Here is a 26,721-nt window from a genome sequence, read left to right as displayed (position 1 = left end):
GGTGATCCGTGTAAAGGAGGAAACGTGATGATCTATTGGGACCATGCGGCAAGTACGCCACCCTATGAAGAAGTGATCCAGACGATGGCGGAAGTGATGAGACAGCATTACGGCAATCCTTCATCCATTCACCGGATGGGCGAGGACGCTGCCAAGCTAATCAAGCGTTCCCGGGAAGTATGCGCCGCCGCCCTTGGTGTTAAACCGGCCGAGATCATCTTGACCTCAGGCGCAACGGAAGGCAACAATATGGCCATTAAAGGCACAGCCTTTCAATATGCCGGCAGGGGCGAGCACATCATAACAACTGCAACGGAGCATCCGTCCGTCTACGACAGTTGTTTATATCTTCGGGAACACGGATTCGAGGTAACCTTTCTTGATGTGGACCAGAAAGGCCGGATCAATCCTGACCAGCTGCGCAGCCTCATTAGAAAGGACACCATCCTGGTCAGCATCATGCATGTCAACAATGAGACCGGAGCCGTGCAGCCGCTGGAGGCGGCGGGGCGGATCATTAAACAGTGCAACCCGCTGACCCTGTTCCATGTGGACGGTGTTCAGGGCTTCGGCAAGCTGCCTGTCGACCTGCAGGCGTGGCAGGCAGACTTATATACGTTATCCGCACACAAACTCCGCGGTCCCAAAGGAGCCGGCGTATTATTTCGAAGGGAAGGCGTTCAGCTTCATCCGCTGCTGTCGGGAGGCAAGCAGGAGTCCGGCATGCGCTCGGGGACGGAAAATTATCCGGGGATCGTCGCCATGGCCAAAGCCATGCGGATGGCTAAACAGCAGTTAGGGACTTTCAGTGAGCAGGTCGGGGCGCTGCGGGACGAATTGCTCGCATTTATCCGAACGATACCGGCCCTTGCGCTGAACAGCGACGAAGACGGGGCGCCGCATATCGTTAACGTGTCCTTTTCCGGAATGAAAGCCGAGGTCCTTCTGCATTCGCTTGAGGAGCAAGGCATGCTCGTGTCCACCAAATCGGCCTGCTCTTCCAAGACGGCGGAGCCAAGCCGTGTCCTGCTTGCCATGGGACGGAGCGAGGATGAGGCCTCCAGCGCAATCCGGATCAGCATGGGACTTACCAACACCAAGAATGATGTAGAGCGGTTGAAGAACGCGCTTCAGGATGCGGTCGAACGGCTGACGCCTTTAATGACAGGAAGGAATGAAATCCATTGAAATATGATATGCTTCTGCTCCGTTATGGAGAAATTACACTCAAGGGAAAAAATCGGGGGCGCTTCGAAAATGCGGTGATCTCGCATATCCGGTCCGTTCTTAAGGATTTTCCCAAAGCGAAAATTCGCAAGGAATACGGAAGACTGTACGTTGAACTGAACGGGGAAGAGGCGGAACCACTGATCGCCTCGCTCCAAAAAATATTCGGGCTGACGTCGATCAGCCCGGTAGTTGTCAGCTCTACGGAGCTGGATTCTATTTTGGAAGCTTCATCAGCATTTATCGGGCAGATGGACATGGATGAAGAGGTCACCTTTAAGGTTCATGCCCGCAGAGTGTGGAAGGCTTTCCCGCACTCGTCCCATGAGATGAACCATCTGGTGGGTGCGCCGCTGCTGAAGAAGTATCCCCTGTTAAAAGTGAGCATGAAGGATCCCGAGCTCACTTTGCAAGTGGAGATCCGCGAGCAGGGAACCTATATATTCTGTCAGACGATTCCCGCCGTCGGCGGATTTCCGCGGGGAAGCAACGGCAAGGCCATGCTGCTCCTCTCCGGCGGAATCGACAGCCCGGTTGCAGGGTGGTCCTCCATGCGCAGAGGGCTGGAAGTGGAGTGCGTTCACTTCTACAGCTACCCGTTTACAAGCCGGCTCGCCAAAGAGAAGGTCATCGAGCTGGCGAAGGTACTCTCAGGATATGCAGGGGAGATCAAGATTCATCTGGTGCCGTTTACCGAAGTGCAGACGTCCTTTACGGGCATTGGACAGGACAATTTGATCATTACCCTGATGCGGCGTTCGATGCTCAGAATTGCCGAACTGCTGGCCAAGCGTGAAGGGGCACTTGCGATCGTTACCGGAGACAGCCTCGGGCAGGTCGCCAGCCAAACCCTGCCAAGCATGAACGTGATCGGCCGGGCGACCGAGCTGCCGCTTCTGCGGCCGCTGATCATGATGGACAAAAACGAGATCATCCGGATTTCAAAAGAGATCGGCACATACGAAACCTCGATTCTTCCTTATGAAGACTGCTGCACGCTGTTCGTGCCCAAGTCACCGACGACGAATCCGAATTTGCGGGTTGTCGAGAATGTGGAGGCGTCGATCGAGAAGCTCCCTGAGCTGATCCAAGACGCCTTTGAGCGGACCGAAACTTTGGTGCTCACCAAGGATTATGTGATTGGAGAGGAAGAAGAAGCAGGCGGCGTTAACGAGGATTGGTTCTAAAACTCAGAGGATTAGGAAACAAAAAAAAGGAGGCTCTTCATTGAAGAGCCTCCTTTTTTATGACAACAAGCCGGATATGTGTGTTCTAACTATACGAATGTTCGTCTTTCCGTTTCTTCATCGACGCGCGTTTCAGGTATCCGAGGGCAAGAATGGCTATGACGACGATCACGATAAACAGCACCCGGAGAACCGGATATTGTTCAAAAAACGGAGCAAACCGCTTTTCTTCCGTAATCATGTTGGATGCCGTGTAACCGAGTACCGCCGAACCAAGGTAAATAATCCATGGAAACTTGTTAATCAGCTTAATAAACAGGGTGCTTCCCCAAACGACAATCGGAACGCTGATAAGCAGTCCGAGAATGACGAGGATGATATTCTGCTCGGCTGCGCCGGCCACGGCGATCACATTGTCCAGGCCCATCGCGGCATCCGCTACGATGATAGTCCGTACAGCTCCCCATAAGGTTTGGCCTGCCTTGATGTCCGTGTGATCGTCGTTATCGGCCAGCAGCTTGTAGGCGATCCATACGAGCATGATACCGCCCACGGCAAGCAGCCACGGCACTTTCAGCAGCCAGACGACGACGATCGTCGCAATGATGCGAAGCAGGACTGCGCCTCCGGTTCCATAAAAAATAGCCTTTTTCTGAGTCGAGGGGGCAAGATTCCTCGCAGCAAGGCCAATTACGATGGCGTTATCGCCAGCCAATATTAAATCCAAAAAGACGATTTTGATCAAATTAACTAAAAATTCTGTTACACTGTCCAAGTCAGGTCACTCCTTATTATGACTGTATACGGAGTTCAATAGCAAATCGATTCATTATAGGCTAATTTTTCATGTGAAGTCAAGCATAGCCTGGCCAACTCCCACATAGATGTAGAGTGGGGGTGTTGACCTTTGGAATCGATTTGGCTGCTCATTCAGATCCTGATGATCAATTTGGTCCTAAGCGGCGACAATGCCGTCGTGATTGCTCTGGCGAGCAAGGACCTGCCGGAGAAGCAGCGTAAACAGGCGGTATGGTGGGGAGCGCTCGGCGCTGTTATCCTAAGGTGCTTGTTGACTTTTATTGCGGTCATTCTGCTGAAAATCCCTTATGTTCAGGCGGTCGGCGGGTTCATGCTCATCTGGATCGCCTTAAATCTGCTGATCGAAAACAAGGATGAGCTCCGGCTGCAGGAATCCTCCACCATCTGGAAAGCGGTCAGGACTATTCTTGCGGCGGATTTCATTATGAGCCTCGACAACGTACTGGCCATTGCCGGACTCGCCAACGGCGATCTCGCACTGATCGTGATCGGCATTGCGATCAGCATACCGATCGTCGTCTGGGGCAGCAATTTGATCGTCACCTGGCTTCACCGTTTCCCGGTGCTCGTGTACATCGGGGCGGGCATTCTAGCTTATACAGCCGGTGAGATGCTCCTCCAGGACCACAGGCTTGGGGCTCTCCTCTCCGCATCTCTGCCGGAACTCCACCATCTCATTCCCGGCGTATTGGCCGGCTTGGTGATCGTCTCCGGCGGTATCAAGCAGCTGCTGCTGCGGCCGCGCTCATAAGCAGGACAATCTCGTTAAAAACCGGGCTGAACCCGGTTTTTTTCTTGTTATGGACATAAAAATCGCAAAATATTGGACTCATTCGGGCTTGCGGCAGGACCTTTCCTTTCCGGGGTTATTTTGGCCTGCAGTGCCTAAAAAATTGCAGGCGCAATCTGGTTTTTTTCACACGTTTCAGATAAACTAAAGATGAAAATATGTCGTTTTTTGCGTATGGCGTAAGGGACGGCTATAGAGAAGAGGGTGGGAGAATGTCCTCAAGGAACGACTTGAAGCTGGGCCTGTTCATTGTCATTGCTGGGATCGTCATTTTGCTTGGCAAGCTTGGAGTTTTCGGTTTTTTGGGCCGCACGCTGTGGCCGCTGGTCCTTTTGATTCCCGGACTGGTTCTGCATATGCTGTTTTTCGGCAACCGGGCGCGTGCAACGGTGCTTGTACCCGGCGGTATTTTGACGGTGTACGGGCTGCTCTTTTTACTGTGCAGCACGATCAGCTGGGGGCTGATGTCCTACTTGTGGCCCGCCCTTCTGCTCGGGATCGCGGTCGGGTTGTACGAGTATTACCTGTTTGAAAAGCCGCGTCCGTCCTCCTTGCTTCCTGCCTCTGTCATTTTGGGACTGGCTTCGCTGGTACTGTTCTTCATCAGCCTTCTTCATACCGCGGTGATCTATATCCTCGCCGTGCTTCTGATTGCCTTGGGCATTTGGCTGATTGCCGGAAGGGGGAAATCCAGAAACCGGAAGTGGAAGAGCGGCTGGTAAATCAGGCCTTCTATTTTCTGTAAAACACTTGTTTTTTTCTGAAACTTCATTATAATATAAGGGATGTAGAAGCGTCGGCGCTACCGCCTGACGCTTCATTTGTTGAAAGACTTCGTTACGATTTGAAAGGGAAAGGATCTGGATAAAAGCCATGCATTCAAGAGATAAAATTCGCAACATTGCGATTATTGCGCACGTTGACCACGGCAAGACGACCCTGGTTGACCAGTTGCTGCAGCAATCGGGGATATTCGCCAAGCACGAACACCTGCAGGAACGCGCCATGGACTCCAACGATTTGGAGCGCGAACGCGGCATTACCATCCTGGCCAAGAACACGGCCATTACGTATAAAGATTTTCTGATTAACATTGTGGACACCCCGGGACACGCCGACTTCGGCGGCGAGGTGGAACGGATTATGAAGATGGTCGACGGCGTACTGCTCGTCGTTGATGCATATGAAGGCTGCATGCCTCAGACCAAATTCGTGCTCCGCAAAGCGCTTGAGGCGAATCTGACGCCGATCGTCGTCGTCAACAAGATCGACCGTCCGGCAGCCCGTCCGGCCGAAGTTATTGACGAAGTGCTCGACCTCTTTATCGAGCTTGAAGCAAACGACGACCAGCTGAACTTCCCGGTCGTTTACGCTTCGGCGCTGAACGGAACCTCGAGCCTGGATCCGGACAAGCAGGACGACAACATGCTTGCCCTATATGAAACGATTACCGAGCACATTCCTTCTCCGACAGAGAAGGTTGATGAGCCGCTCCAGTTCCTCGTTACACTGATGGACTACAATGAGTACCTTGGCCGGATTGCGATCGGCCGGGTTAACCGCGGCGTGATCAAGCAAGGCCAAGCCGTTACGGTCATCATGCGCGACGGCAAGAGCAAATCCGCCCGGATCGAGAAGCTGTTCGGCTTCCAAGGACTGAAGCGTGTGGAGCAGGAAGAAGCCGGAGCAGGCGACATTATCGCGATTGCCGGGATCAAGGACATCAATATCGGGGAGACGATCGCCGATCCGAACCATCCTGAAGCACTGCCGGTTCTTAAGATTGACGAGCCGACCCTGCAAATGACCTTCCTGGTCAACAACAGCCCGTTTGCCGGACGCGAGGGCAAGTGGGTTACGTCCCGCAAGCTGCGTGAGCGTCTGATGAAGGAACTGGAGACAGACGTCAGCCTGCGCGTTGAGGAGACGGACAGTCCGGATGCGTTTATCGTGTCGGGACGCGGTGAGCTTCACCTCGGCATCCTGATCGAGAACATGCGCCGCGAAGGGTACGAAATGCAGGTTTCCAAGCCTGAAGTTATCGTCAAGGAAATCGACGGAGCCAAGATGGAGCCGATCGAGCGCCTTCTGATCGATGTGCCTGAAGAGAGCATGGGCGCGGTTATGGAAAGCCTCGGTTCCCGTAAGGCCGAAATGGTGAACATGGTCAACACCGGCAACGGACAGGTGCGTCTGGAGTTCCTGATTCCGGCACGTGGTCTGATCGGTTATCGTACGCACTTCCTGACGCTGACCCGTGGTTATGGCGTCATGAACCATGCGTTTGACAGCTACGGTCCGCTGCACAGCGGCCAAGTCGGCGGACGCCATCAGGGCGTGCTGGTTTCCAGCGAGACCGGAACGAGCACCTTCTACGGCATGATGGGCGTCGAAGACCGGGGTATCCTGTTCCTGGAGCCCGGAACTGAAATTTATGAAGGCATGATCGTCGGCGAGCATACGCGCGATAACGACATCGTCGTAAATATCTGCAAAGAGAAGCAGCTGACAAACGTGCGTTCCGCGACAAAAGATGATACAGTAAAAATGAAGACGCCTCGTCTATTCTCACTTGAACAGGCGCTTGAATATTTGAATGACGACGAGTACTGTGAAATCACGCCGAAATCGGTCCGTCTGCGCAAGAAGATTCTGAACAAGAGTGAGCGCGAACGTGCCGAGAAGCACCGCAAGATGGCCGAAGCCAACATGTAATCCGGGTAAGGTCCTCACCTCATTTCTGGAAGGAGTGAACTGTCCGTGCAAGCTTGGTTAGCAGCGCATCCGATTATCTCCTACATCATCATCTTTGTGCTGATCACCTATGTATACAACAAGGTGTTTCGGGTCAAACAGAAGCTTCCGCTTCTCAAAGAGATTCTGCTGTATATTCTGATGGCCATCGGCTCCGGGATGCTGCTGATTTTTCAGCACGACAAGCTTCCGATCATCCAATGTCTGCTTGTCGCGGTAGCTCTGATGTTCACGGTGCGTATCCGCTATTTCGTGGAAGCGCGGCAGAAGAAGAAAGCCGAAGCGTCTGCCAAGCGGGTGTAACGCGCCCGCTGTGGCCCGGCTCTTTGCAACATTACGAAGGTCGTCATCGTTTATAGAGAGATTACCTCAAAATAAATGAAAAAGGTGTTTGAGATGAGTCCCAGCAATACGAGTCTACCTCCAAGATCTCATGGCGGCACCCCGAAAGGGAAAGTGCCTCCAAAGAAGAAAAAGAAGAAAAGCGGGTTCAAAACGTTTTTGAAATTCGTATTGATTCTGATTATATTAGCTGTACTCGCCGTAGCGGGATACGCGGGATATTTGTACTATAAAGCGGATCATGGCGTTCTGGACACAGGTGTAGATGCACCGGTCGCTCCTTCCCAATCCGCCAAGGTCAAACCGATTACAATGCTGCTGCTTGGAACGGACTATCGTCCGGAGACGAAGACACACTTGTCTGACGTCATCATGATCGCCGCCTTTAATCCGGATACGAAATCGGCAACGTTAGTGTCGGTGCCGCGCGATACCAAGATCGAGCTGAAGGGCTACCGGGAGAACAAGGCCAATGCCTATTATCCGAATTTCCTGGCCGATGAGAAGCAATCCGGGATCAAGGCGACCGATGAGATGAAGACGATGTTCTCCAAGTATTTGGACATCGATATCGATTACGTGACGGTGCTGAATTTCCAGGCCTTCCGTGATGCGGTAGATGCACTGGGCGGCGTTGACGTGACAGTCGACAAGAACATGTGCTACCGGGATAAAGCCGACGGAACGGACATCAACCTGAAGAAGGGTGAGCAGGAACTGAACGGGAAGCAGGCGCTCGATTTTGTGCGGTACCGGAAGTCCAACTGCCGTCCGAGAACGGACGCTTCCGACGATTTTGACCGCAACCGCAGACAGAACGAAGTTCTTCACTCCCTGATCGACAAGATGCAGACGTTCAAGGGCGTTACGAGCCTGGGCGGAGTGCTGGATGCCATGAATAACAACATGGAAACCGACATCGAGAAGGATCAATTGAAGAACATGATTGCAACCTATTGGAAAATTAAAAAAGAAGACGTCAAATTCATGCCGATTACCGGCAACTGGAAAAGTCCTTATGTGTATGTAGACGATGACGAGCTGGATAAAGCAAAGCAGGCATTGAAGGACGAGCTTGCCGGCAAGGCTGCCGTGGAAGCCGGTACTTCAGCGGATGAAAGCTCGAATCCGTAAAGTTGGGTGCAAGTTTTGGGACGACATATAATATACTAGAGTACAATGGAACCTGTACAGGAGGTCAGTGCGATGTCCGAGACGGTTACGAAGTGGACTCCAATATATGAAATGCAACGTCAACCAGCTGTTCATCTCTCTGTGCCGACTTCTGCTGAATCCGGTGTATGTTTTGACGCGCCATGCAAAAAAGCCTAGTGATCTGATCACTGGGCTTTTTTCTTTTTTTGCAAAATTTGTTGATTCGGCTGGTATTTCGCCTGTCCTATACTTTAGCGGGTTGGGCTTGGCGAAGAAGGGCTGTTCTGACGCGATTTGACATCGCGCGGGAGCTGCGGCACAATCCGGCCGACAATATCCGCCAGTTCGGAAGCGAATCCCGATACGGGTTCCCCTTTTTGAATATGCTGACCGATTTCGGCAATCCGGCTGGATAAATCCATATCGGCCGTCACGAGGGCGTTTTTGCCCCGAGGATCCTTTTTGAGTGCTTCGGCAACGGTATATTTGATGGTTCCGACGCGGGAACGCGTCAAATTGCCGTCTACGTCGATGCCCACAACGGCAGTATTGCCTAACACGACTGCATGCGCTTTTTTCACACCGTTCACCTTTTCGGCGATGTTTTCCAAATGGTCTTTTAATGCCAGGTCCGTTGTATCTTCTGCGGAACGCACGGCTGTGTTTCCTGCAGACCGGAGTGAAAGGCGGTGATGGTCGCCGGTTGATGCGGCTGTCGGCCCCTGTTGACTTTGAGGAGAGGGTGATGCAGTGTTCTGATGATTACAACCGCTCAGTAGAGCCATAGTTAACACAACGAGCAAAAACATTCTCATATGTGATCGTCCTTTCCAGGTCATAAATTGGCATGACGGGTTGTAACTTAGGATGTCCATGACGAAATAATTTATGTGTTTATTATGAGTTCAGTGGAGGGAGAAAGTATGAGAAAGATATTTGTACTGGATACCAATGTGCTGCTGCATGATCCCCGGGCGATATTTGCGTTTGATGAACATGAAATCGTGATTCCGGCCGTCGTACTGGAAGAAATAGACTCCAAGAAACGGAATGCCGACGAAATCGGGAGAAATGCGCGGACGGTGTCCCGCCTGCTGGACGGATTGAGGGAAAACGGCGGCCATTTGCACAGCGGGGTGCTTTTGGAAAACAAAGGCAGCCTGAAAGTGGAGCTGAATCACCGCAGTTTTGTGAAAGTACAAGAAATGTTCGGCGAAATGTCCAATGATAACCGCATTTTGGCAGTCGCCTTAAATTATCATCTGGAGGAGCAGGGCAAGGAGGACCCGACGTCGGTAGTGCTGGTAAGCAAGGACGTGCTTGTTCGCATCAAGGCGGACGTGCTTGGTCTGGTGACCCAGGATTACTTATCCGACCGCACCGTAGGTCCCGGAGATCTGTATACCGGATATTCTACGCTTAAGGTGCATCCTTCCATCATCGACGAGTTTTATTCGTACCGTTTTTTGTCCATCAAGCCGCTGCAGCTGCCATATCCGCTGTATCCGCATGAATTCGTCATCCTAAAGGACGAGATGGGGAGCACGAAATCGGCCTTGCTGAAGGTGAATACGGATGCGCTCCGGCTGGAGCCGCTCTTTTTGAGCAATGAGTCCGTATGGGGAATCAGCGCACGCAACGCACAACAGCGCATGGCGCTGGAGCTGCTGCTGAACGACGATATTCCGATCGTAACGATTACCGGAAAGGCCGGTACGGGCAAAACGCTGCTTGCCTTGGCAGCCGGGCTGATGAAGGTCGAAGATGAGCATAAGTACAAAAAGCTGCTGATCGCAAGGCCGGTCGTTCCGATGGGCAAGGATATCGGTTATTTGCCCGGTGAGAAAGAAGAGAAGCTCCGTCCGTGGATGCAGCCGATTTACGACAACCTGGAGTTTTTGTTTGATACGAAAAAGTCGGGCGATATCGATAAAATATTAATGGGTCTGGGCAGCATTCAGGTCGAGGCGCTCACGTATATCCGCGGACGCTCCATCCCCGGCCAGTTTATCATCGTGGACGAAGCCCAGAACCTGTCCCGCCACGAAGTAAAAACGATCGTTTCCAGGGTAGGGGAGGGAAGCAAGATTATTCTGATGGGGGACCCCGAGCAAATCGATCACCCGTATCTGGATGCATCGAGCAACGGCCTGTCATATATCGTGGAGAAATTCAAGCAGGAAGGGATCAGCGGGCACATTACCTTGGAAAAGGGCGAGCGCTCCAAGCTGGCCCAGCTCGCAGCCGATCTGCTGTGATTTCATAAGCTGGTACTATTTCCCGAGAAATGATGCCACCACCTGCCAGCACATAAAAAGAAGTCCCCCTTGTCCGGTTCATTGGAACCGGCTGGGGGCTTTTTTAGAGGAGATCAGAACGTATCAGTTTCAGAGCCTCCACTTCTTGATCTCGTAAGGAAATTTCCACTTAAAGCGGTCAGTCTTCTTAGAAGATATGTCGATAGACGTCTTTCTTTAGTTTTAACAATTTCAGGCACCGGATCAAATATACTCGAATTACAATAAGGACATTCGCAGGCGTAGATTCGTAGTTAGCCTCAAGGTGTGGCTCATCGGCTTATTTCTTGCCCGTCCGTTAAACATTTCCAGAAAAAAATAGGACAAGCGCCCTATGAATTTGCTAAAATATTGTATAAGTATTGTGAAGGGAGGCCTAGAGACTTGAGGCGGAAAAATTACTGGCTTCTGTTTGCCATTTTGCTGCTCTCTTTAACCGCTTTATCCCAGGGGCAGGATTTATCGCAGACCCCATCGGGTCATGAAGAGGAAGATGACGCGTCTCTGTTTCCGCAGCCTTCCACACAAGAGCGAACGTCCCAATCTCCCATCCGGGTCACCGTGCACCTGAGCGATGAGGATTTTAAGCAGCTCGAGGAGCTGAATCATACATATGTCACCGATACCGGGGCCACGGTGGAATTGAACAACATCCCGGATGCCGATGCGTACCTTCAGCTGACGTCCGCTTTGGCCGTAGGGGAAGGCCCCGATGTCATGCTCATCAACAGCTCGTGGGTCCGCCCGATGGCTTCCCGAGGCTACCTGCTGCCAGTCGAATTCTATACAAGCAATCGTGCGGATAGTGATACCATCAACCCGCTGCTGCAAGAGGTGGAATGGAACGGCTACCAGTGGGGAACGCCCGCCGACATGGATCCTTATGTGCTGGCATGGAATATGAAAGAGCTGAATTCGCTTGGAGTGACGGATATTCCAGGCGGTATTAGCAGTTGGAAAGAGCTGCTGAGCAAAGCGAAGAACCGAGGACATCAGCAGCTGCTTGAGATTTCGTCCGGGGACGGCTATGATGCTGCAGCTTTGATGGGAGCACTGGGCACCGATCCGTTAAGCCCGAGCCAGGCATCCCTGGAATGGATCGACAAGGCACGCGCATTCATGCAAATCGATCAGACCGAGCAAGGCGCTGACGGAGCCCAGCTTCCGCTAACCATTTCCGCCGTTTCGGAAGCGGCAAAGTCCCAGACAGCAAATACGGAACTGCGGATGCCCGAGCAGCTGTACGCCATCTATCCGTCGCTCCTGCGCAGCCGAAGCTACGCCGTATCGGCGGGATCGCAGCATGCCAAGGAAGCGGCCGAATGGATCGCGTATATGAGCTCGGCAGTCGTTCAGCAGGAATGGTACCAGGCTACGGGTAAACTTCCGGCGCTGAAGAGCCTGTACGACGATACGGTATTCAATCCGGCCGGACTGCCGTTCCATCTCAACTCCCTGCTTCAGACGGCAGGTACCGATAAGGACACAGGCAGGCTGCAGGCGAAATGGGATGTGTTTGTCAAAGCATCAGGCGATTATATTACAGGCAAATCTGCGGCCGCAGATTACGTTGAGGCTGTTAGAGGGGAAGCCGGAGGAAGCTGATCCGATACTCGCGGGCAGTTCGTCTCCGGCTTTTTTGTGTTACATGGACAGCTTAAGCGTAACATGGAGGTTTTTATCCGTACTTTTCACCTCGGTCGCCTTTACGAAGGAGACGATTTGCTGCGGATAAAATCCCAAATCGAACTCTTCCTCCATTTGGCGGCATGTCGTATCGGGCAGTTCATAGCCGTTAAATACGAGCTTATCCACATGGAACATGATGGAGTTCTGCGGCTGCTCCTCGACGCTGTAGTGGCCCTGAACTTCGAGGGACAGCGTGCCGCTTTGGCCGGAGGCCGTAATCTCGTCTTCGCCAAAGTGGAAGGCAAACTGTTTGAACAGATCGTTTTTGGAGCGGAGGAAAGCGTTCAGATCGTCCTCCTTGATGTCGATATTATAGGTCGTTCCGTTGGTGCGGATCGCTCCGTCCTGATTCTGAATAAACTCCGGGAGGTCGTTCATGGCTGAGGCGAGCGCGTCAAAATAGGTTTTTACCTCGTTAAGCCCGACATTTTCCCAATAAAGCGTAAATTCCTCAATCATGTTCTTGAGCGCTTCCGGATCGCTGCTGGAGGCGATTCCCTGATCGACCTTTTGCTGCAGGGCCGATACCCTTGCCCGCTGCTCAATGAGATTGGACTTCATTTCTTCCAGATCGGCCGTCTTTTTCTCCATGGCCAGCTTCGTGTTTTTAATCTCCTTATACTCCGATTGATACGCATCAAGAACCGTGCGGTCATGCTCCATGATCATATCGTAGACATCATACATATGAATGAGGCTGCCCAAATCTTTGGCGGACAGCACGGCAACGAGCAGGCCTTCCCTTTCCCCCATGTAATAAGAACGAATGACGGCTCCCGCGCGGCTCTGCTGATCCTGGATCTGAAGCAGCTTGTCTTCCAGCTGCCCGGACAGCTTGTTCAGCTCCTGCTGGATGGTCTCCTGCTGCGCGGTGATCCGCTCAATCTCCCGGTCGATTTCCACAACAGACAGGCTGTTCTGCAATATTTCTCGGTCGTCTGTGCTGGCGCCGGCGGACGGGTCGGCCCGAAGTTCTGGTACGGGGCGGAGCAGCGACAGGCAGAGCATCGGCAGAAGCAGGCAGAGGATTCGCAGGCGTCGATTGTAAGGCTTCAATGGATTTGATCCCTCCCCCATGGTTGTCCATTGTAAATATATGATTCAACGGTAAAAAATATCATCTCTCTTGGAGCCTGTCAGATTTGGCAAGCCCAATAACCCCAGCAGGCAGATACAGATTTATGCAGGTGCCCCCGATAAAAGTCGGCAAAAGCGAAAAAAGCGACCCGGCATTGGATGTCGGATCGCTTTCCTTTGGGTTCTCTAATGATCGGATTAAAGCGGTAAGCCCATTTTGAATACTGTCCAATAGCTGAAACCGGTAAACGTCACGATCATATAGCCCCAGAAGAGAAGAATGTAAGTTCTCTCCGTAAATTTCAGATACCCCAAGATGACGAAAAATGCGGTCTGTACGAAGAACAACAGAGCCATCTCGACCATGTTGCCGGCATATGCCATAAGCCCGATTGCGAGCGTAAAGAACCCGAGTACTCGAAACATGCGTGCCACGTTATATCCCCCTCTCCTTATGTACGGTCATAGCTAAGCTACGTATCATTATATCGTTAACCCAAAATTGTGTAAACGAAAAAGTTGCTTTTTATTATTGTGGTCCCATGATGACAAAGTATACATCGCCATGCATCGGCAAATTTCCAATATGAGGGTATGAGCACTTTGCAAATTGGCAATACAATTTAGTATCAAATAGATTCTATGAACTCTATGAGAAGCATAGAAATGAAAATAAGCAGCTGTTATACCTTATTCAGTACCCGGTGAACAATCCGGTTATGGAGACGGGTTATTTTAGGATGTTGTTAGGAGGGTTTTGTTGCATGACAGCAGTTAGACAAGATGCATGGAGCAGCGAGGATGACCTTATTTTGGCGGAAGTAACCTTAAGGCATATCCGGGAAGGAAGCACTCAGCTGGCCGCTTTTGAGGAAGTAGGCGAAAAAATCGGAAGGACGGCGGCAGCCTGCGGATTCCGATGGAACAGCTGTGTCCGTAAAAAGTATGAGGAAGCAATCAGCCTGGCCAAGACGCAGCGCCAGAAACGGAGCTACTATAAGAAGCAGCCGGCAAATTCGGGGATCCAGGTGGCCGGTTTAGGTCTGTCCGAAGCTGAGGCGGGTTATTACAAAATGGAGGGAGCCAGTGAAGAGACACTCTCCATCGATGCGGTCATCCGCTTTTTGAAGCAGTGGAAAGGGAGCCTCCAGGAAAACGGACGCCAGCTGAAAATGCTGGAGAAGGAGCTCCGTGAAAAGGAAGAAGAGCTGAACAATTTGAGAAGGGTCAACGAGCGGCTCTCCAGGGAAGTCAGTGAAGTCCAAACCGATTACAGGGTCGTTAATGACGACTACAAAGCGCTTATTCAAATTATGGACCGTGCACGGAGGCTTGCCTTTTTGAACGAAGAGGACGAGGAGCTGAAGTCGCGGTTCAAGATGGATGCCAACGGCAATCTGGAGCGAATTGAGTAAAAGTCATACGCAACGATGCAATACAGATCCCGTGCGGATGCGTGAAGTTTGCGCAGACCGAACGGGTTTTTTCGTGCGTGTAAGCCTTATGTGATGCCGGATGCGCTATAATAGGGACACGGATAGTAACCATTAGACACGGAGGGCAGGCTAATGCTGATCGATATTGTGGGCGCGGGATCGCTCGGACTGCTGTTTGGGGGAAAATTGGCCGGGTCCGGCAGCCGGGTGCGGATCTGGAGCCGCAGCGCCGGGCAGGCGGAGGAGCTCCGTCATTCCGGTATTCATATCGCCAAAGACGGTGAGAGCGGATTAAAGGTGGACCCCGCGCATTTTCAATCCGATACGGTCGAACAGCTCGGACAAGCTTGGGAGACGAAGCCGGGAGATTATGTGCTTGTGATGACCAAACAAAAGGATACGGAGGCGCTATGCCGCTATTTATCACAAGTCAGGCTTCCGCAAGGATCCAGCCGGCCGGTCGTCGTTTGTTTTCAAAACGGCTACGGGCATATGGACAGGCTGAAGGCGATTCTGCCCGGATGGACTATGCTGGCTGCGGTGACGACTGAAGGTGCAAAGAGAACATCGTATACAGAAGTGTTTCATGCGGGATCCGGGGATACGGTGATCGGCGAGAGCGGTATTGGGCATGTCTCCAGGGAGATTGGCGGCCGGTGGTTAAATCTTGTTCAAGCCCTGAAACAAGCAGGATTTTACCCGGTATTGTCGAATGACATCGATAACATGATGTTTCGTAAATTGCTGATCAACGCGGTGATCAATCCGCTGACCGCACTCTGGAGGATTCCGAACGGTGAGCTGTTGAAAAGTCCGGCGAGGTTGAAGCTGATGAAGGAATTGTATGAAGAGACGCTGGCCGTTTACGACGCATGCGGAATCCGGTATGAAGAAGACATGTGGGATCAAATATTGAATGTGTGCAGAGCGACTTCCGGGAACACCTCGTCCATGCTGAAGGATGTGCTTGCCGGTTCGCCGACGGAAATCGGCTGGATTAATGGAAGCATCGCGGACATGGCGCGGAAGGCGGGGGTTCAGGCTCCTGTCAACGAGCTGGTGACCCGGCTCATCGAAGGAATAATCGCAGAGGAGGAGTGAGGAATCTTGGATTTCTTGAGAAATTCATTTATTTTTTTGAGCATCCTTCCGTTTTTCCCGTTTTTGCTCGTGTATTTAGGAGGATATTACTGGCGGAAAAACAGCAGAAACCGCGCGCTGCTGCTGGCCATGGACGTCACTACATTGTTTTTGATCTTTTCCGTTGCGGCGCTGTTCAACAATACGTTCCATACCCGGTTCGGCTTTTATTTGATCCTCTTGTTCATGCTCATCGCGGTGGGGTTGATCGGCGGGGCGCAGAACCGGCTCAAAGGCAGGATTGATGCCAGGAAAATCGCCAAAGTCGTATGGAGAATGTCCTTTATGCTCATGAGTGCAAGCTACATCATCTTTACATTAATCGGTATTTTTAAATACATAATACAGACTGGGGCCTAATATTTTACAATTTTAATCAACAAAATGACTGGAAAAACCCTTGTTTTTGGCCGTTTGTCACAAGAAAGTAAAATTTTCATGTTTTTCTGTGTAGATTTTTTTGACCACTGGTTGTATAATTTCTTACCATACACATAATTAATTTACCTTTAGGGGGAACAGTTAATGAAAAGGAAAAGCCTGCTCATGCTTCTGACGCTGATCCTCGTTGTTGGCACTGTACTTGCTGGGTGCGGTTCCAAGAATGACAATGGCGGAAGCACGGCTAGCGGCGGCGACAAAGGAAGTTCGTCGGCTGCTAAAGAACAAGTACTTCACATTAACCTGAGCGCTGAGCCGCCAACGTTTGACCCGGCGCAAGCCCAGGACACTCAAGCTAACACCGTACTGAAAATGATGTACGAAGGCCTTGTGCGTATTGACAAGGATAACAACCCGATTCCGGGTGTGGCCGAGAAGTGGGATGTTTCCTCCGACGGTCTGAAGTACGTGTTCCATCTGCGTAAAGACGCGAAGTGGAGCAACGGCGACCCTGTAACGGCAAAAGACTTCGTCTTCGCTTGGGAGCGGGTTTTGAATCCGGCTACAAGCCCAGCACCGCCTTATGCATATCAGCTTTATTACATTAAAGGCGCAGAAGACTACAACAGCAAAAAAATTACCGACTTTAACCAAGTTGGCGTAAAAGCGACAGATGACAACACACTGGAAGTAACCCTGAACAATCCGACTCCTTATTTCCTGGGTCTGACTTCGTTCTACACGTTCTATCCGGTGCATCAATCGGTGAAAGACAACGCCAAATGGGCAACCGATCCGAAGCTGATGGTAACGAACGGACCATTCACGCTCACAACTTGGACAACCGGTCAGAAGATCGAAGTGACCAAAAACGCAAACTACTGGGATAACCAGAACATCAAGCTGACCAAAGTTACGATGTCGCTGTCCAATAGCAGTGCAACGGAACTGTCCAGCTATAAGGCTGGCCAGCTTGACTATGCAGGTAACCCGAACGGAACGATTCCTACGGACCAAATGCCTGCAGTGAAGAACGAGCTGAAGGACGAGCTCGATTTGAAACCGATCGGCAGCATTTACTACTACGTGTTCAACACAACAGCGAAACCGTTTGACAACGTAAAAATCCGTAAGGCGTTCTCGATGGCCATCAGCCGTCAGGATATCGTCGATAAAGTAACGATGAGTGAAGAAACCCCTGCGTTCGGATTCGTGCCGCCAGGCATTTCCGGTGACAAGGGTGAATACCGTACCGAGTTCAAGGACGATTTCTTCACCGAAGATATGGAAGAAGCCAAGAAGCTGCTTGCTGAAGGCATGCAGGAAGAAGGATACACGACGCTTCCTCCGATCACTTTGATCTACAACTCCGATGACAAGCATAAGAAAATTGCGCTTGCCATTGCAGATATGTGGAAGAAAAATCTTGGCGTTGAAGTGAAAACCGAAAACCAAGAATGGGGCGTGTTCCTCAAGAACCGTCAAAACCTGAACTACCAAATCGCACGTGCCGGCTGGAGCCCGGACTACAACGATCCGATGACTTTCTTCGATCTGTGGACTTCGACCAGCGGCAACAACGATTCCGGCTTCAAAAACAAAGAGTATGATGCTTTGATCAAAGACGCATTCTCTACACCTGACACAGCAAAACGTATGGAAGATTTTAAAAAGGCTGAAACGATGATTATTAAAGATCAGCAGGTCGTGCTGCCAATTTACTACTATACAAACGTTGCCTTGATCAAACCGAATCTTAAAGGCGTTGTTATTGACTATGCCGGTCAAGTAGACTTTACAAGAGCTTATTTCGAATAAATTTCGAATGGTCTAACAAAAGCAGCTTAGCTTGATAAATACTGTTCGGGATATATGTGTGGAGCTTCCATATATATCCCGTTTTTTTTGCTTAGTATATATCTTTACCAAGGATTTCTTCAATTTGAAATATATAGCATGGACAAATAGATTCGGCATTCTTTAAAATTAAAATATGGTCCGCGATGGTTGGTGCCATGTTATATGAAGTTTAGCGGGGAGGGTAAATCGGACATGGTACGTTACGTACTGAGCAAGTTTTTCTATATGCTGGTATCGCTCTTTATTTTGATATCGGCTACATTTTTTCTGATGAAGGCCATTCCTGGTAACCCTTTTATGTCCGAGAAAAATGTACCGCCTGAAATCCAAGCCCGGCTGATGGAACAGTATGGATTGGACAAGCCGGTATATCAGCAATACTTCAAATACTTGGGGGATATTGCAACAGGTGACCTGGGGATTTCCATGAAGCATCAGAACCAGGAGGTAGGGGGCATTATTCTGCAGACCTTCTCTGCATCCCTGAAACTGGGTATCTTCGCCATCGTTATTTCCGTAATTGTCGGTGTGCTCCTCGGCATGCTCGCCGCGCTGTACCACCGAAAGCTTATTGATAATATCGCTATGGTGCTGGCGGTGCTGGGCATCGCCGTTCCGAGCTTCGTGCTGGCATCGCTGATCCAGTATCTGTTTGCGCAGAAGCTGGGCTGGTTCAACGTCATGGGCTTTGACGGCCCGCTTGACTACGTTCTGCCGGTCGCCGCGTTGTCGGCGCAGCCGATTGCCTTTATCGCCCGCTTGACGCGCTCGAGCATGCTCGAAGTGCTGCATGCGGATTACATCAAGACAGCCAAGGCCAAAGGCCTCAACTGGATGACCATTATGTTCAAGCACGTGATCCGTAACGGCATTTTGCCGGTGGTTACTTATATCGGACCGATGACCGCCAATGTCATTACGGGTTCCGTCGTTATCGAGCAGATTTTCGGGATCGGCGGGATTGGTAAAGTGTTCGTCGAATGTATTACCAACCGGGATTACACGATGATTATGGGTGTGACGATTTTCTACGGCGTTCTGCTGATGCTGGCCCGTTTCATCACCGATATCGTATACGTGCTGGTTGATCCGCGCATTAAATTAACCGGCGGGAAGGAGGGCTAACGATGGCTGTACAGGATCCAACCTTGATGAATAACAACGTAGAGCTGACGCCCGAAGACTTCCGGAAAATCGGTACCGATGAGAAAGAGGCTGAAATTATTCAGCGGGAAAGTATTTCGGCGTGGAGAGACGCGTGGCAGCGTCTACGTAAAAATAAACTCGCCATGGCGAGCTTGGTCGTTCTCATCTTGATCATTCTGGCTGCGATTATCGGGCCGATCATTTCGAAATTCGATTCGGCAACCAACGATTTGCTGGCCACGAATCAGCCTCCTTCCAAGGAGCACTGGTTCGGCACCGACGACTTGGGCCGCGATATGTTCGTCCGGACGTGGATGGGCGCCCGTATTTCCTTGGTCGTCGGTCTGGCTGCCGCACTCATTGACCTTTTGATCGGTGTCATTTACGGCGGCATCATGGGGTATTTTGGTGGACGCGTCGACGCCATCATGAACAAGTTTTCCGAAATTTTGTATTCCATTCCTTATATGCTGGTTACGATTCTGCTGCTCGTCGTCTTTGAGCCGAGTATCGGAACGATTATTCTGGCGCTGACCATTACCGGCTGGATTAACATGTCGTGGATCGTCCGCGGTGAAATCATGCAGCTGAAGAACAGGGAATACGTTCTGGCATCCCGCTCCATGGGAGCAGGCTCCGGCCGGCTGCTGTTCCGCCACCTGCTGCCGAATGCGGTTGGTCCGATCATCGTCACCTTGACGCTGTCGGTACCGAACGCGATTTTCTCGGAAGCCTTCCTTAGCTTCCTCGGTCTCGGTGTCCGGGCACCGATCGCTTCGCTCGGTTCGATGGTCAACGACGCACTGACCGGCTGGATGTACTATCCTTGGCGGATGCTGTTCCCGGCCATTCTGATCAGTTTGACAATGCTCGCATTTAACATTTTCGGTGATGGCCTCCGCGATGCGCTCGATCCGAAATTGAAATAACAGGAGGTGAGATCATGGAGCCGATTTTACAAGTAAAAGACCTGCATGTATCCTTTCACGTCAAAGGCGGCGAAGTCAAAGCCGTCCGCGGCATGAATTTTGAAATAGGCAGAGGAGAAACGGTGGCGATCGTCGGTGAGTCCGGCAGTGGTAAGAGTGTGACCGCGCAGACGATCATGCGCTTGATCCCGTCTCCTCCTTCTGACATCAAGAGCGGCCAGATTATTTTCCAGGGCGAAGATATTCTGAAGAAAACCAATAAAGAAATGGAAGCGATCCGCGGGAAAGACATCGGCATGATTTTCCAGGATCCGATGACTTCCCTGAATCCGACGATTAAGGTCGGCAAGCAAATTACCGAGGTTCTGATCAAGCATCAAAAGCTGTCCTCCGCGGAAGCGAAAGAGCGCGGTCTGGAAATGCTGAGACTTGTCGGCATCAAGAACCCGGAAGAACGCTTCAATCAATACCCGCACGAATTCTCCGGCGGGATGCGCCAGCGCGTCATGATTGCAATCGCCTTGGCGTGCCGCCCGGCGCTCCTGATCGCCGACGAACCGACGACAGCGCTGGACGTGACGATCCAGGCGCAGATCATGGACGTCATGAAGGAAATGCAGCAGAAGCTCGGAACTTCCATTATCCTGATTACGCATGACCTCGGCGTCGTTGCCGGCATGTGTGACCGCGTTATCGTCATGTACGCCGGTGAAGTGGTAGAGACGGGGACGAAGTGGGAGATTTTTAAAAACCCGCAGCACCCGTACACAAAAGGCCTGCTGCGTTCGATGCCGCGTCTTGACCAGAAGAAGGGCGAACCGCTGATTCCGATTATCGGTACGCCGCCGGACCTGATTAAACCGCCGGTCGGCTGCGCGTTCTGCGCCCGCTGCGATGAAGCGATGAAAGTATGCGAACGGATCAATCCGGGAGCGACGGTATTCAGCGACACCCAAATGGCGCGCTGCTGGAATCTTCATCCGATGGCCAAGGAGGTTCAATCGTCATGAAAGAGAACCATTTGATCGAAGTCGAAGGCCTCAAGAAATACTTTAACGTCGGCGGCGGCAAGATCGTCAAAGCCGTGGACAACATTAACTTTTTCATCCGCGAAGGCGAAACGCTCGGCATGGTGGGCGAATCGGGCTGCGGCAAGTCGACCGCGGGCCGTACGATTCTCCGCCTGTACGAGCCGACTGCCGGCAGCGTCAAGTTTAACGGAACGGATATTTACAAGCTGTCGCCTTCCAAGATGAAAGCGATGCGCCGCGACATGCAGATGATTTTCCAGGATCCATACGCTTCCTTGAACCCGCGGTTTACCGTGTCGGACATTATCGGCGAAGCGCTGGATATCCACAACCTGGCCGGCAGCCGCAAAGAGCGGAAGAAGCGCGTGGAGGAATTGCTGGATATGGTCGGTCTGAATCCGGACCATGCCACTCGTTATCCACATGAGTTCTCCGGCGGTCAGCGGCAGCGGATCGGGATTGCCCGTGCGCTTGCCGTCAATCCGAAGTTCATTATTTGCGACGAGCCGATCTCGGCGCTGGACGTGTCCATTCAGGCACAGGTCGTCAACCTGCTGAAGGATTTGCAGGACCGGCTTGGGCTGACCTATCTGTTCATTGCCCATGACCTGTCGATGGTCAAGCATATCAGTGACCGCGTAGCGGTGATGTACCTGGGCAAAATGGTAGAGCTGGCCGACAGTGAGGAACTGTACGCCAATCCGATTCACCCGTATACAAAAACGCTCCTCTCGGCGATTCCGATCCCGGATCCCGAAGTGGAGGAGAACAAGAAGCGGATCTTGATGAATGACGAAAAGTCGGGTCCGATTCACTCCGCCAAAGGCGGAGATGCAGCGGATCAGGAAGACACGAGACTTGTGGAAGTTTCCAAAGGCCATTGGGTCGCTGCTCCATATGCCTAAGCTATGACAGCTTTACCGCCGGGTGATCCCGGCGGTTTTTTGTTTGCTTTGACGGATACAACAACATTGGTTACAATCAAGAAAGATTGCGGTAGTATAAAGTAAGCACGGAAGTGATTGGGCACAGAATAGGAGGCATACCCATGAATGTGGTTTCCGACTCACTCAAGAGCGGTTCGGCTCTTGCAGATGATTATATAAACCGTTTTAGCGAAGTACAGCCTTTATACGGTGAAGATTTTCGCGATGAAGCAAGCTGGCTGAAACGTGTGGAATGGCTTGACCAATCGGAGTCCGTCCGGGTAAACCGGGGCGAATTGGCAGAAGTTTTACGGCGGTATAACAGCCGGCACAATAACCATCAGGCGGTACATAATGCACTGGATTTGCTGGCGAAGGAAGGAACGCTGGCCGTGGTGGGGGGACAGCAGAGCGGATTGTTTACCGGTTCGCTGCTGGTGATCTATAAAGCCATGACCATAATCCAGTCGGCGCAAGAAGCGGCCAAGAAATTCAACCGGCCGGTGGTGCCCGTATTCTGGATCGCGGGTGAGGACCATGACTTCGATGAAGTGAACCATACGTACGTCATGACACCGGAGCTGAAGGTCGCCAAAATCAAGATGGAAGCGAAGCCGGGACCCCGCTCGTCGGTGAGTGCGATTCCGATCGGTCCAAACGAATGGAAGCAGTCCTTCGACCAGCTGGGCAGATGGCTTCCGGACAGTGAAAACAAGCCGGAGATTTTGAAATGGATCCATGAGGCGTCGGAGCAGTCGGATAATCTCAGCGACGCTTTCGCCAAGCTGCTGGGCCGGTTGTTTGGCGAGTACGGCTTGATTCTGCTCGATTCGGCGGATCCTGAACTGCGCAAGCTGGAAGTTCCGGTGTTTGAAAAAATGATCGAGCGCAACGACGGGCTGGAACAGGCTTATCAGCAGGCGGCGGCGTGTATTAGAAGCAAAGGCTACTCGCTTCAGGCGGAAGTTGCGGCCGGCGGGGCCAATTTGTTCTATATATATGAAGGAAACCGTCTGCTGCTGTATAAACAGGATGGCAAGTTCACTGATCGCAAAGGGATCGTCAGCTTAAGCCAGAGTGAGCTGCTGGAGCAGCTTCGCACTCATCCGGAGCGGTTCAGCAACAATGTGCTGACGCGCCCGATGATGCAGGAATCGCTGTTCCCGGTACTTTGTACCGTGCTTGGCCAAGGGGAAATTTCCTATTGGGCTATTACGAAGCAGGCTTTCGAAATCCTTGGGCTCCGGATGCCGATCCTGCTGCCGCGCATGTCCTTTACCTTGATCGAAGGCGCCTTGCAGAAATACATGGATAAGTTCGGCGTGACCTTCCAGGATGTTCAGCACCGGTTTGCAGAAGCCCGCCAGCAGTGGCTTTCGAGCCAGGAGGAATTCCATATCGAGCCGAAATTCGCCGAGACGCGCCGGGCTTTTGAGCAGCTGTACGAACCGCTGATCCGCGAGCTGGGTACGATTCAGTCCGGTTTGATCCCGCTCAGCGAGAAAAACAAGGGCAAAATTTTGGAGCAAATTTCTTATCTGGAACGCAAAACACGCGAAGCGGTGGAGAAGAAGCATGAAGCCGAGCTGCGGCAGTGGGACCGGATCGGTGTCTCCCTGTTTCCGCTGGGCAAGCCGCAGGAACGGGTGTTTAATATTTTCTACTATTTAAACCGCTACGGCCTCGAATGGATTCATGATTTGATCCGCACCTCGGATCATTTTACGGCGGAGCACCGCATTATCGAATGTTAATCAAAAAGAGGATAGGGAGGCAATGAGATGAGTTCATCTTCACTGCAAAACAGCGTAGTCAAGGATATGGCGCTGGCACCGGAAGGCCATTTGAAAATCGATTGGGTGGAGGCCCATATGCCGGTGTTAAACGAAATCCGCAAGCAGTTTGAAGCGGAGCAGCCGTTTAAGGGGCTGAAGGTCACCATTTCGCTGCATTTGGAGGCCAAGACGGCATACCTGGCTAAAGTGGTAAAGGCCGGCGGTGCGGAAGTAACGATCACAGGCAGCAACCCGTTGTCCACACAGGATGATGTCTGTGCGGCGCTTGTGGAAGACGGTGTGACCGTGCTGGCCAAATACAATCCGGATCCGGTGGAGTACAAGGAATTTCTGATCCGGGCGCTGGAGACCAAACCCAACCTCATTATCGATGACGGTGGAGACCTGGTGACGATCCTTCACTCGGAACGGCCGGACCTGCTGGAGACGATCCGCGGGGGCGCGGAAGAGACAACGACGGGCATTATTCGCTTGAAGGCCTTGGAAAAAGACGGGCTGCTGAAGTTTCCGATGGTGGCCGTTAATGACGCTTACTGCAAGTATTTATTCGATAACCGTTACGGTACGGGACAATCGGTATTCGATGCGATCAACCGTACGACAAACCTCGTCGTAGCCGGCAAAACCGTTGTCGTTGTAGGCTACGGATGGTGCGGCAAAGGCGTAGCGATGCGGGCCAAAGGACTCGGCGCCAAAGTTATCGTGACGGAAGTCAATGCAATCCGCGCGGTGGAAGCACATATGGACGGCTTTGAAGTCATGCCGATGCTGGAAGCCGCGAAGCACGGCGATTTCTTCGTGACCGTGACGGGCAACCGGGACGTCATCACCGGTGAGCATTACGACGTGATGAAGGACGGGGCGATCCTGTCGAACGCCGGCCACTTCGATGTCGAAGTCAACAAACCGGAGCTGGCGGCACGAGCCGAGTCGGTACGCACCGTGCGCCGCAACATTGAAGAATACAAGCTGACGGACGGCCGCAAAATTTACCTTCTGGCCGAAGGCCGCCTTGTCAATCTTGGGGCGGGAGACGGGCATCCGGCGGAAATTATGGATATGACGTTCGCCCTCCAGGCGATGTCTCTGAAATACGTGAATGACAACTATCAAAACCTGGGTGCTCAGGTGCTGAATGTGCCGCTCGAAATCGACGAGCAGGTCGCACGCCATAAATTGGCAAGCCTGGGGATTCAGATCGACCGGCTGAGCCAGGAGCAGATCCGGTATTTGGACAGCTGGTCCACCCACGAATAATCGGTAAATTGTGGTTATCCACATGTGGAAAACCCCCTTGATTCTTCGCGAATCAGGGGGTTTTTGCTGTTTTTCCGCGCAGGACGGGGATGGAATTATCCACAAAAAAACATGTGGATAAGGCAGGATTTTGATTTTATCCGGCGAATCTAGTATCCTTAAGTGGTGGAAAGTGGTGCAAAGTGGGGATTTGGGGTTAAAGGGGTGAGTGAACGGTGTTTATGGGGGAATATCAACACAGCTTAGACGATAAAGGCCGCGTCACCATCCCTGCCAAATTCCGCGAGCTGCTTGGCTCCTCATTTGTGGTCACCCGGGGCTTGGACCAATGCCTATTTGTATATCCTATGAATGAATGGCAAATTTTGGAACAAAAGCTGAAGTCACTGTCCCTGATGAAATCCGACGCGCGTGCGTTTACCCGGTTTTTTTTCTCGGGTGCAACGGAATGCGAATGGGATAAACAGGGAAGGGTAAATTTACCGGGGAATCTCCGCCAATACGCAAAGCTGGAGAAAGAATGCGTGGTGCTCGGCGTATCGAACCGGGTGGAGATTTGGAGCAAGGATACTTGGGAGGAATACTTCCAGCAATCCGAAGAGACGTTTAACGATATTGCTGAGAAGCTGGTTGATTTGAATTTTGATTTGTAGAGAGTTTGGAGGGCTGCAGCTTGTTTCATCACATCACGGTGCTTAAAGAAGAAGCGACAGAAGGGCTGCGCGTGAAGAGAGACGGCATTTATGTCGATTGCACGCTTGGGGGTGCGGGGCACAGTTCCCTGATCGCGTCCAAGCTGGGGGAATACGGCAGGCTGATCGCGTTGGACCAGGATGACTGGGCGCTCGATAACGCAAAGGAAAGGCTGGCCCCGTACGCAGACCGCGTATCCCTGGTCAAGACGAATTTCCGGCATCTGGAGGAAACCCTCCGGGAGCTGGCTGTTCCGAGCAAGGACGGCATTCCGCAGGTGGACGGCATTTTGTTCGATCTGGGCGTGTCATCTCCCCAGTTTGACGAAGGGGACCGGGGATTCAGCTACAATTACGATGCGCCGCTCGATATGCGGATGGATCAGTCGGCGTCTTTAACGGCTGCCGAAATTGTAAACGAATGGCCTGAACAGGAAATTGCCCGGATTTTGTTCCAATACGGGGAGGAAAAGTTCTCAAGACGGATTGCCAGAGTGATCAGCGAGCGCAGAGCGCAGAAAGCCATTCAAACAACGGGCGAGTTGGTCGATATTATTAAAGAAGGCATTCCGGCGGCAGCGCGGAGAACAGGCGGTCATCCGGCCAAACGAAGCTTCCAGGCCCTTCGGATCGCGGTGAACGACGAGCTTGGCGCTTTTGAAGAAGCGCTGCATCAAGCGGTGCGCTGTCTTGCTCCCGGCGGAAGGGTATCGGTGATTACGTTCCATTCGCTGGAGGACCGGATATGCAAGCAAATTTTGAACAGCTACGTAGGCAAATGCACCTGCCC

The 26,721-nt window shown here is 51.9% G+C and carries 25 protein-coding genes; 21 read left to right on the top strand and 4 right to left on the bottom strand.

The window, feature by feature from the left end; all coding sequences use genetic code 11:
- The first annotated feature begins 27 nt into the window (after positions 1–27).
- The gene (locus BCV73_RS19015; RefSeq protein WP_089548202.1) at positions 28–1,188 is read left to right on the top strand and encodes a cysteine desulfurase family protein; all 1,161 of its coding nucleotides are present in this window, start codon (positions 28–30) and stop codon (positions 1,186–1,188) included.
- Positions 1,185–2,414, top strand: coding sequence for a tRNA uracil 4-sulfurtransferase ThiI (gene thiI, locus BCV73_RS19010; RefSeq protein ID WP_089548201.1), 1,230 nt, complete (start codon positions 1,185–1,187; stop codon positions 2,412–2,414). Before BCV73_RS19015 ends, thiI begins: the two co-directional genes overlap by 4 nt.
- A gap of 85 nt (positions 2,415–2,499) precedes the next feature.
- Here thiI and BCV73_RS19005 read toward each other — a convergent pair whose 3' ends face one another.
- Entirely contained in the window at positions 2,500–3,189 is a 690-nt protein-coding gene (locus BCV73_RS19005; protein ID WP_076169824.1) for a TerC family protein, read from the bottom strand.
- Between the two features lie 132 nt (positions 3,190–3,321).
- Between BCV73_RS19005 and BCV73_RS19000 the strand changes: the two genes are divergently transcribed.
- The 5 genes from BCV73_RS19000 to BCV73_RS18980 all read left to right on the top strand — a co-directional run bounded on the left by BCV73_RS19000 (position 3,322) and on the right by BCV73_RS18980 (position 8,253).
- The gene (locus BCV73_RS19000) at positions 3,322–3,984 is read left to right on the top strand and encodes a TerC family protein (RefSeq protein ID WP_076169825.1); all 663 of its coding nucleotides are present in this window, start codon (positions 3,322–3,324) and stop codon (positions 3,982–3,984) included.
- A 251-nt stretch (positions 3,985–4,235) separates the two neighbouring features.
- The gene (locus BCV73_RS18995; protein WP_089548200.1) at positions 4,236–4,745 is read left to right on the top strand and encodes a hypothetical protein; all 510 of its coding nucleotides are present in this window, start codon (positions 4,236–4,238) and stop codon (positions 4,743–4,745) included.
- Between the two features lie 151 nt (positions 4,746–4,896).
- On the top strand, positions 4,897–6,738 hold the full coding sequence (gene typA / locus BCV73_RS18990) for a translational GTPase TypA (protein WP_076169827.1): 1,842 nt from the start codon (positions 4,897–4,899) through the stop codon (positions 6,736–6,738).
- A 45-nt stretch (positions 6,739–6,783) separates the two neighbouring features.
- Positions 6,784–7,080, top strand: coding sequence for a YlaH-like family protein (locus BCV73_RS18985; protein WP_089548199.1), 297 nt, complete (start codon positions 6,784–6,786; stop codon positions 7,078–7,080).
- 93 nt (positions 7,081–7,173) lie between these two features.
- The gene (locus tag BCV73_RS18980; protein ID WP_076170148.1) at positions 7,174–8,253 is read left to right on the top strand and encodes an LCP family protein; all 1,080 of its coding nucleotides are present in this window, start codon (positions 7,174–7,176) and stop codon (positions 8,251–8,253) included.
- A gap of 272 nt (positions 8,254–8,525) precedes the next feature.
- Here BCV73_RS18980 and BCV73_RS18975 read toward each other — a convergent pair whose 3' ends face one another.
- Positions 8,526–9,083 carry a YhcN/YlaJ family sporulation lipoprotein gene (locus tag BCV73_RS18975; RefSeq protein ID WP_256993151.1) on the bottom strand — a complete coding sequence of 186 codons (558 nt, stop codon included), beginning with the start codon at positions 9,081–9,083 and terminating at the stop codon, positions 8,526–8,528.
- Positions 9,084–9,197: 114 nt separating this feature from the next.
- Here BCV73_RS18975 and BCV73_RS18970 point away from each other — a divergent pair, with 114 nt between their 5' ends.
- Entirely contained in the window at positions 9,198–10,532 is a 1,335-nt protein-coding gene (locus BCV73_RS18970; protein ID WP_089548198.1) for a PhoH family protein, read from the top strand.
- Between the two features lie 423 nt (positions 10,533–10,955).
- Entirely contained in the window at positions 10,956–12,176 is a 1,221-nt protein-coding gene (locus BCV73_RS18965; protein ID WP_179232030.1) for an extracellular solute-binding protein, read from the top strand.
- Between the two features lie 39 nt (positions 12,177–12,215).
- Here BCV73_RS18965 and BCV73_RS18960 read toward each other — a convergent pair whose 3' ends face one another.
- On the bottom strand, positions 12,216–13,316 hold the full coding sequence (locus BCV73_RS18960) for a coiled-coil domain-containing protein (protein ID WP_089548196.1): 1,101 nt from the start codon (positions 13,314–13,316) through the stop codon (positions 12,216–12,218).
- Between the two features lie 219 nt (positions 13,317–13,535).
- A complete protein-coding gene (locus BCV73_RS18955; RefSeq protein WP_076169833.1) occupies positions 13,536–13,772 on the bottom strand; it encodes a DUF2626 domain-containing protein in 237 nt (78 codons plus the stop codon).
- A gap of 329 nt (positions 13,773–14,101) precedes the next feature.
- Between BCV73_RS18955 and BCV73_RS18950 the strand changes: the two genes are divergently transcribed.
- The 12 genes from BCV73_RS18950 to rsmH form a co-directional block, all read left to right on the top strand.
- Positions 14,102–14,752 (top strand): RsfA family transcriptional regulator, encoded by a 651-nt coding sequence (locus tag BCV73_RS18950; protein ID WP_076169834.1) that lies wholly within the window; start codon positions 14,102–14,104, stop codon positions 14,750–14,752.
- A gap of 153 nt (positions 14,753–14,905) precedes the next feature.
- Positions 14,906–15,874 (top strand): ketopantoate reductase family protein, encoded by a 969-nt coding sequence (locus BCV73_RS18945; protein ID WP_089548195.1) that lies wholly within the window; start codon positions 14,906–14,908, stop codon positions 15,872–15,874.
- A 6-nt stretch (positions 15,875–15,880) separates the two neighbouring features.
- On the top strand, positions 15,881–16,273 hold the full coding sequence (locus BCV73_RS18940; RefSeq protein WP_076169836.1) for a DUF3397 domain-containing protein: 393 nt from the start codon (positions 15,881–15,883) through the stop codon (positions 16,271–16,273).
- A gap of 165 nt (positions 16,274–16,438) precedes the next feature.
- Positions 16,439–18,112: a peptide ABC transporter substrate-binding protein gene (locus tag BCV73_RS18935; RefSeq protein WP_076169837.1), complete on the top strand. Its 1,674-nt coding sequence runs from the start codon at positions 16,439–16,441 to the stop codon at positions 18,110–18,112.
- Positions 18,113–18,346: 234 nt separating this feature from the next.
- Positions 18,347–19,279 (top strand): ABC transporter permease, encoded by a 933-nt coding sequence (locus BCV73_RS18930; protein WP_076169838.1) that lies wholly within the window; start codon positions 18,347–18,349, stop codon positions 19,277–19,279.
- A gap of 2 nt (positions 19,280–19,281) precedes the next feature.
- On the top strand, positions 19,282–20,229 hold the full coding sequence (locus BCV73_RS18925) for an ABC transporter permease (protein ID WP_089548194.1): 948 nt from the start codon (positions 19,282–19,284) through the stop codon (positions 20,227–20,229).
- Positions 20,230–20,243: 14 nt separating this feature from the next.
- Positions 20,244–21,239, top strand: a complete 996-nt coding sequence (locus tag BCV73_RS18920; RefSeq protein WP_076169840.1) for an ABC transporter ATP-binding protein — start codon at positions 20,244–20,246, stop codon at positions 21,237–21,239.
- The gene (locus BCV73_RS18915; RefSeq protein WP_076169841.1) at positions 21,236–22,165 is read left to right on the top strand and encodes an ABC transporter ATP-binding protein; all 930 of its coding nucleotides are present in this window, start codon (positions 21,236–21,238) and stop codon (positions 22,163–22,165) included. Before BCV73_RS18920 ends, BCV73_RS18915 begins: the two co-directional genes overlap by 4 nt.
- A gap of 143 nt (positions 22,166–22,308) precedes the next feature.
- A complete protein-coding gene (gene bshC, locus BCV73_RS18910) occupies positions 22,309–23,940 on the top strand; it encodes a bacillithiol biosynthesis cysteine-adding enzyme BshC (protein ID WP_089548193.1) in 1,632 nt (543 codons plus the stop codon).
- A gap of 27 nt (positions 23,941–23,967) precedes the next feature.
- A complete protein-coding gene (locus BCV73_RS18905; RefSeq protein ID WP_089548192.1) occupies positions 23,968–25,239 on the top strand; it encodes an adenosylhomocysteinase in 1,272 nt (423 codons plus the stop codon).
- Between the two features lie 215 nt (positions 25,240–25,454).
- On the top strand, positions 25,455–25,892 hold the full coding sequence (gene mraZ / locus BCV73_RS18900; protein WP_076169844.1) for a division/cell wall cluster transcriptional repressor MraZ: 438 nt from the start codon (positions 25,455–25,457) through the stop codon (positions 25,890–25,892).
- Positions 25,893–25,912: 20 nt separating this feature from the next.
- On the top strand, positions 25,913–26,721 hold an 809-nt coding region (gene rsmH, locus BCV73_RS18895), incomplete at its 3' end, for a 16S rRNA (cytosine(1402)-N(4))-methyltransferase RsmH (protein ID WP_256992902.1).

The organism is Paenibacillus sp. SSG-1 (assembly GCF_002224835.1).
In the GTDB taxonomy this organism is placed as follows: Bacteria; Bacillota; Bacilli; order Paenibacillales; family Paenibacillaceae; genus Paenibacillus_AQ; species Paenibacillus_AQ favisporus.
Note: the sequence above shows the minus strand (reverse complement) of the source record. Positions and strands in the feature narration are given on the sequence as shown.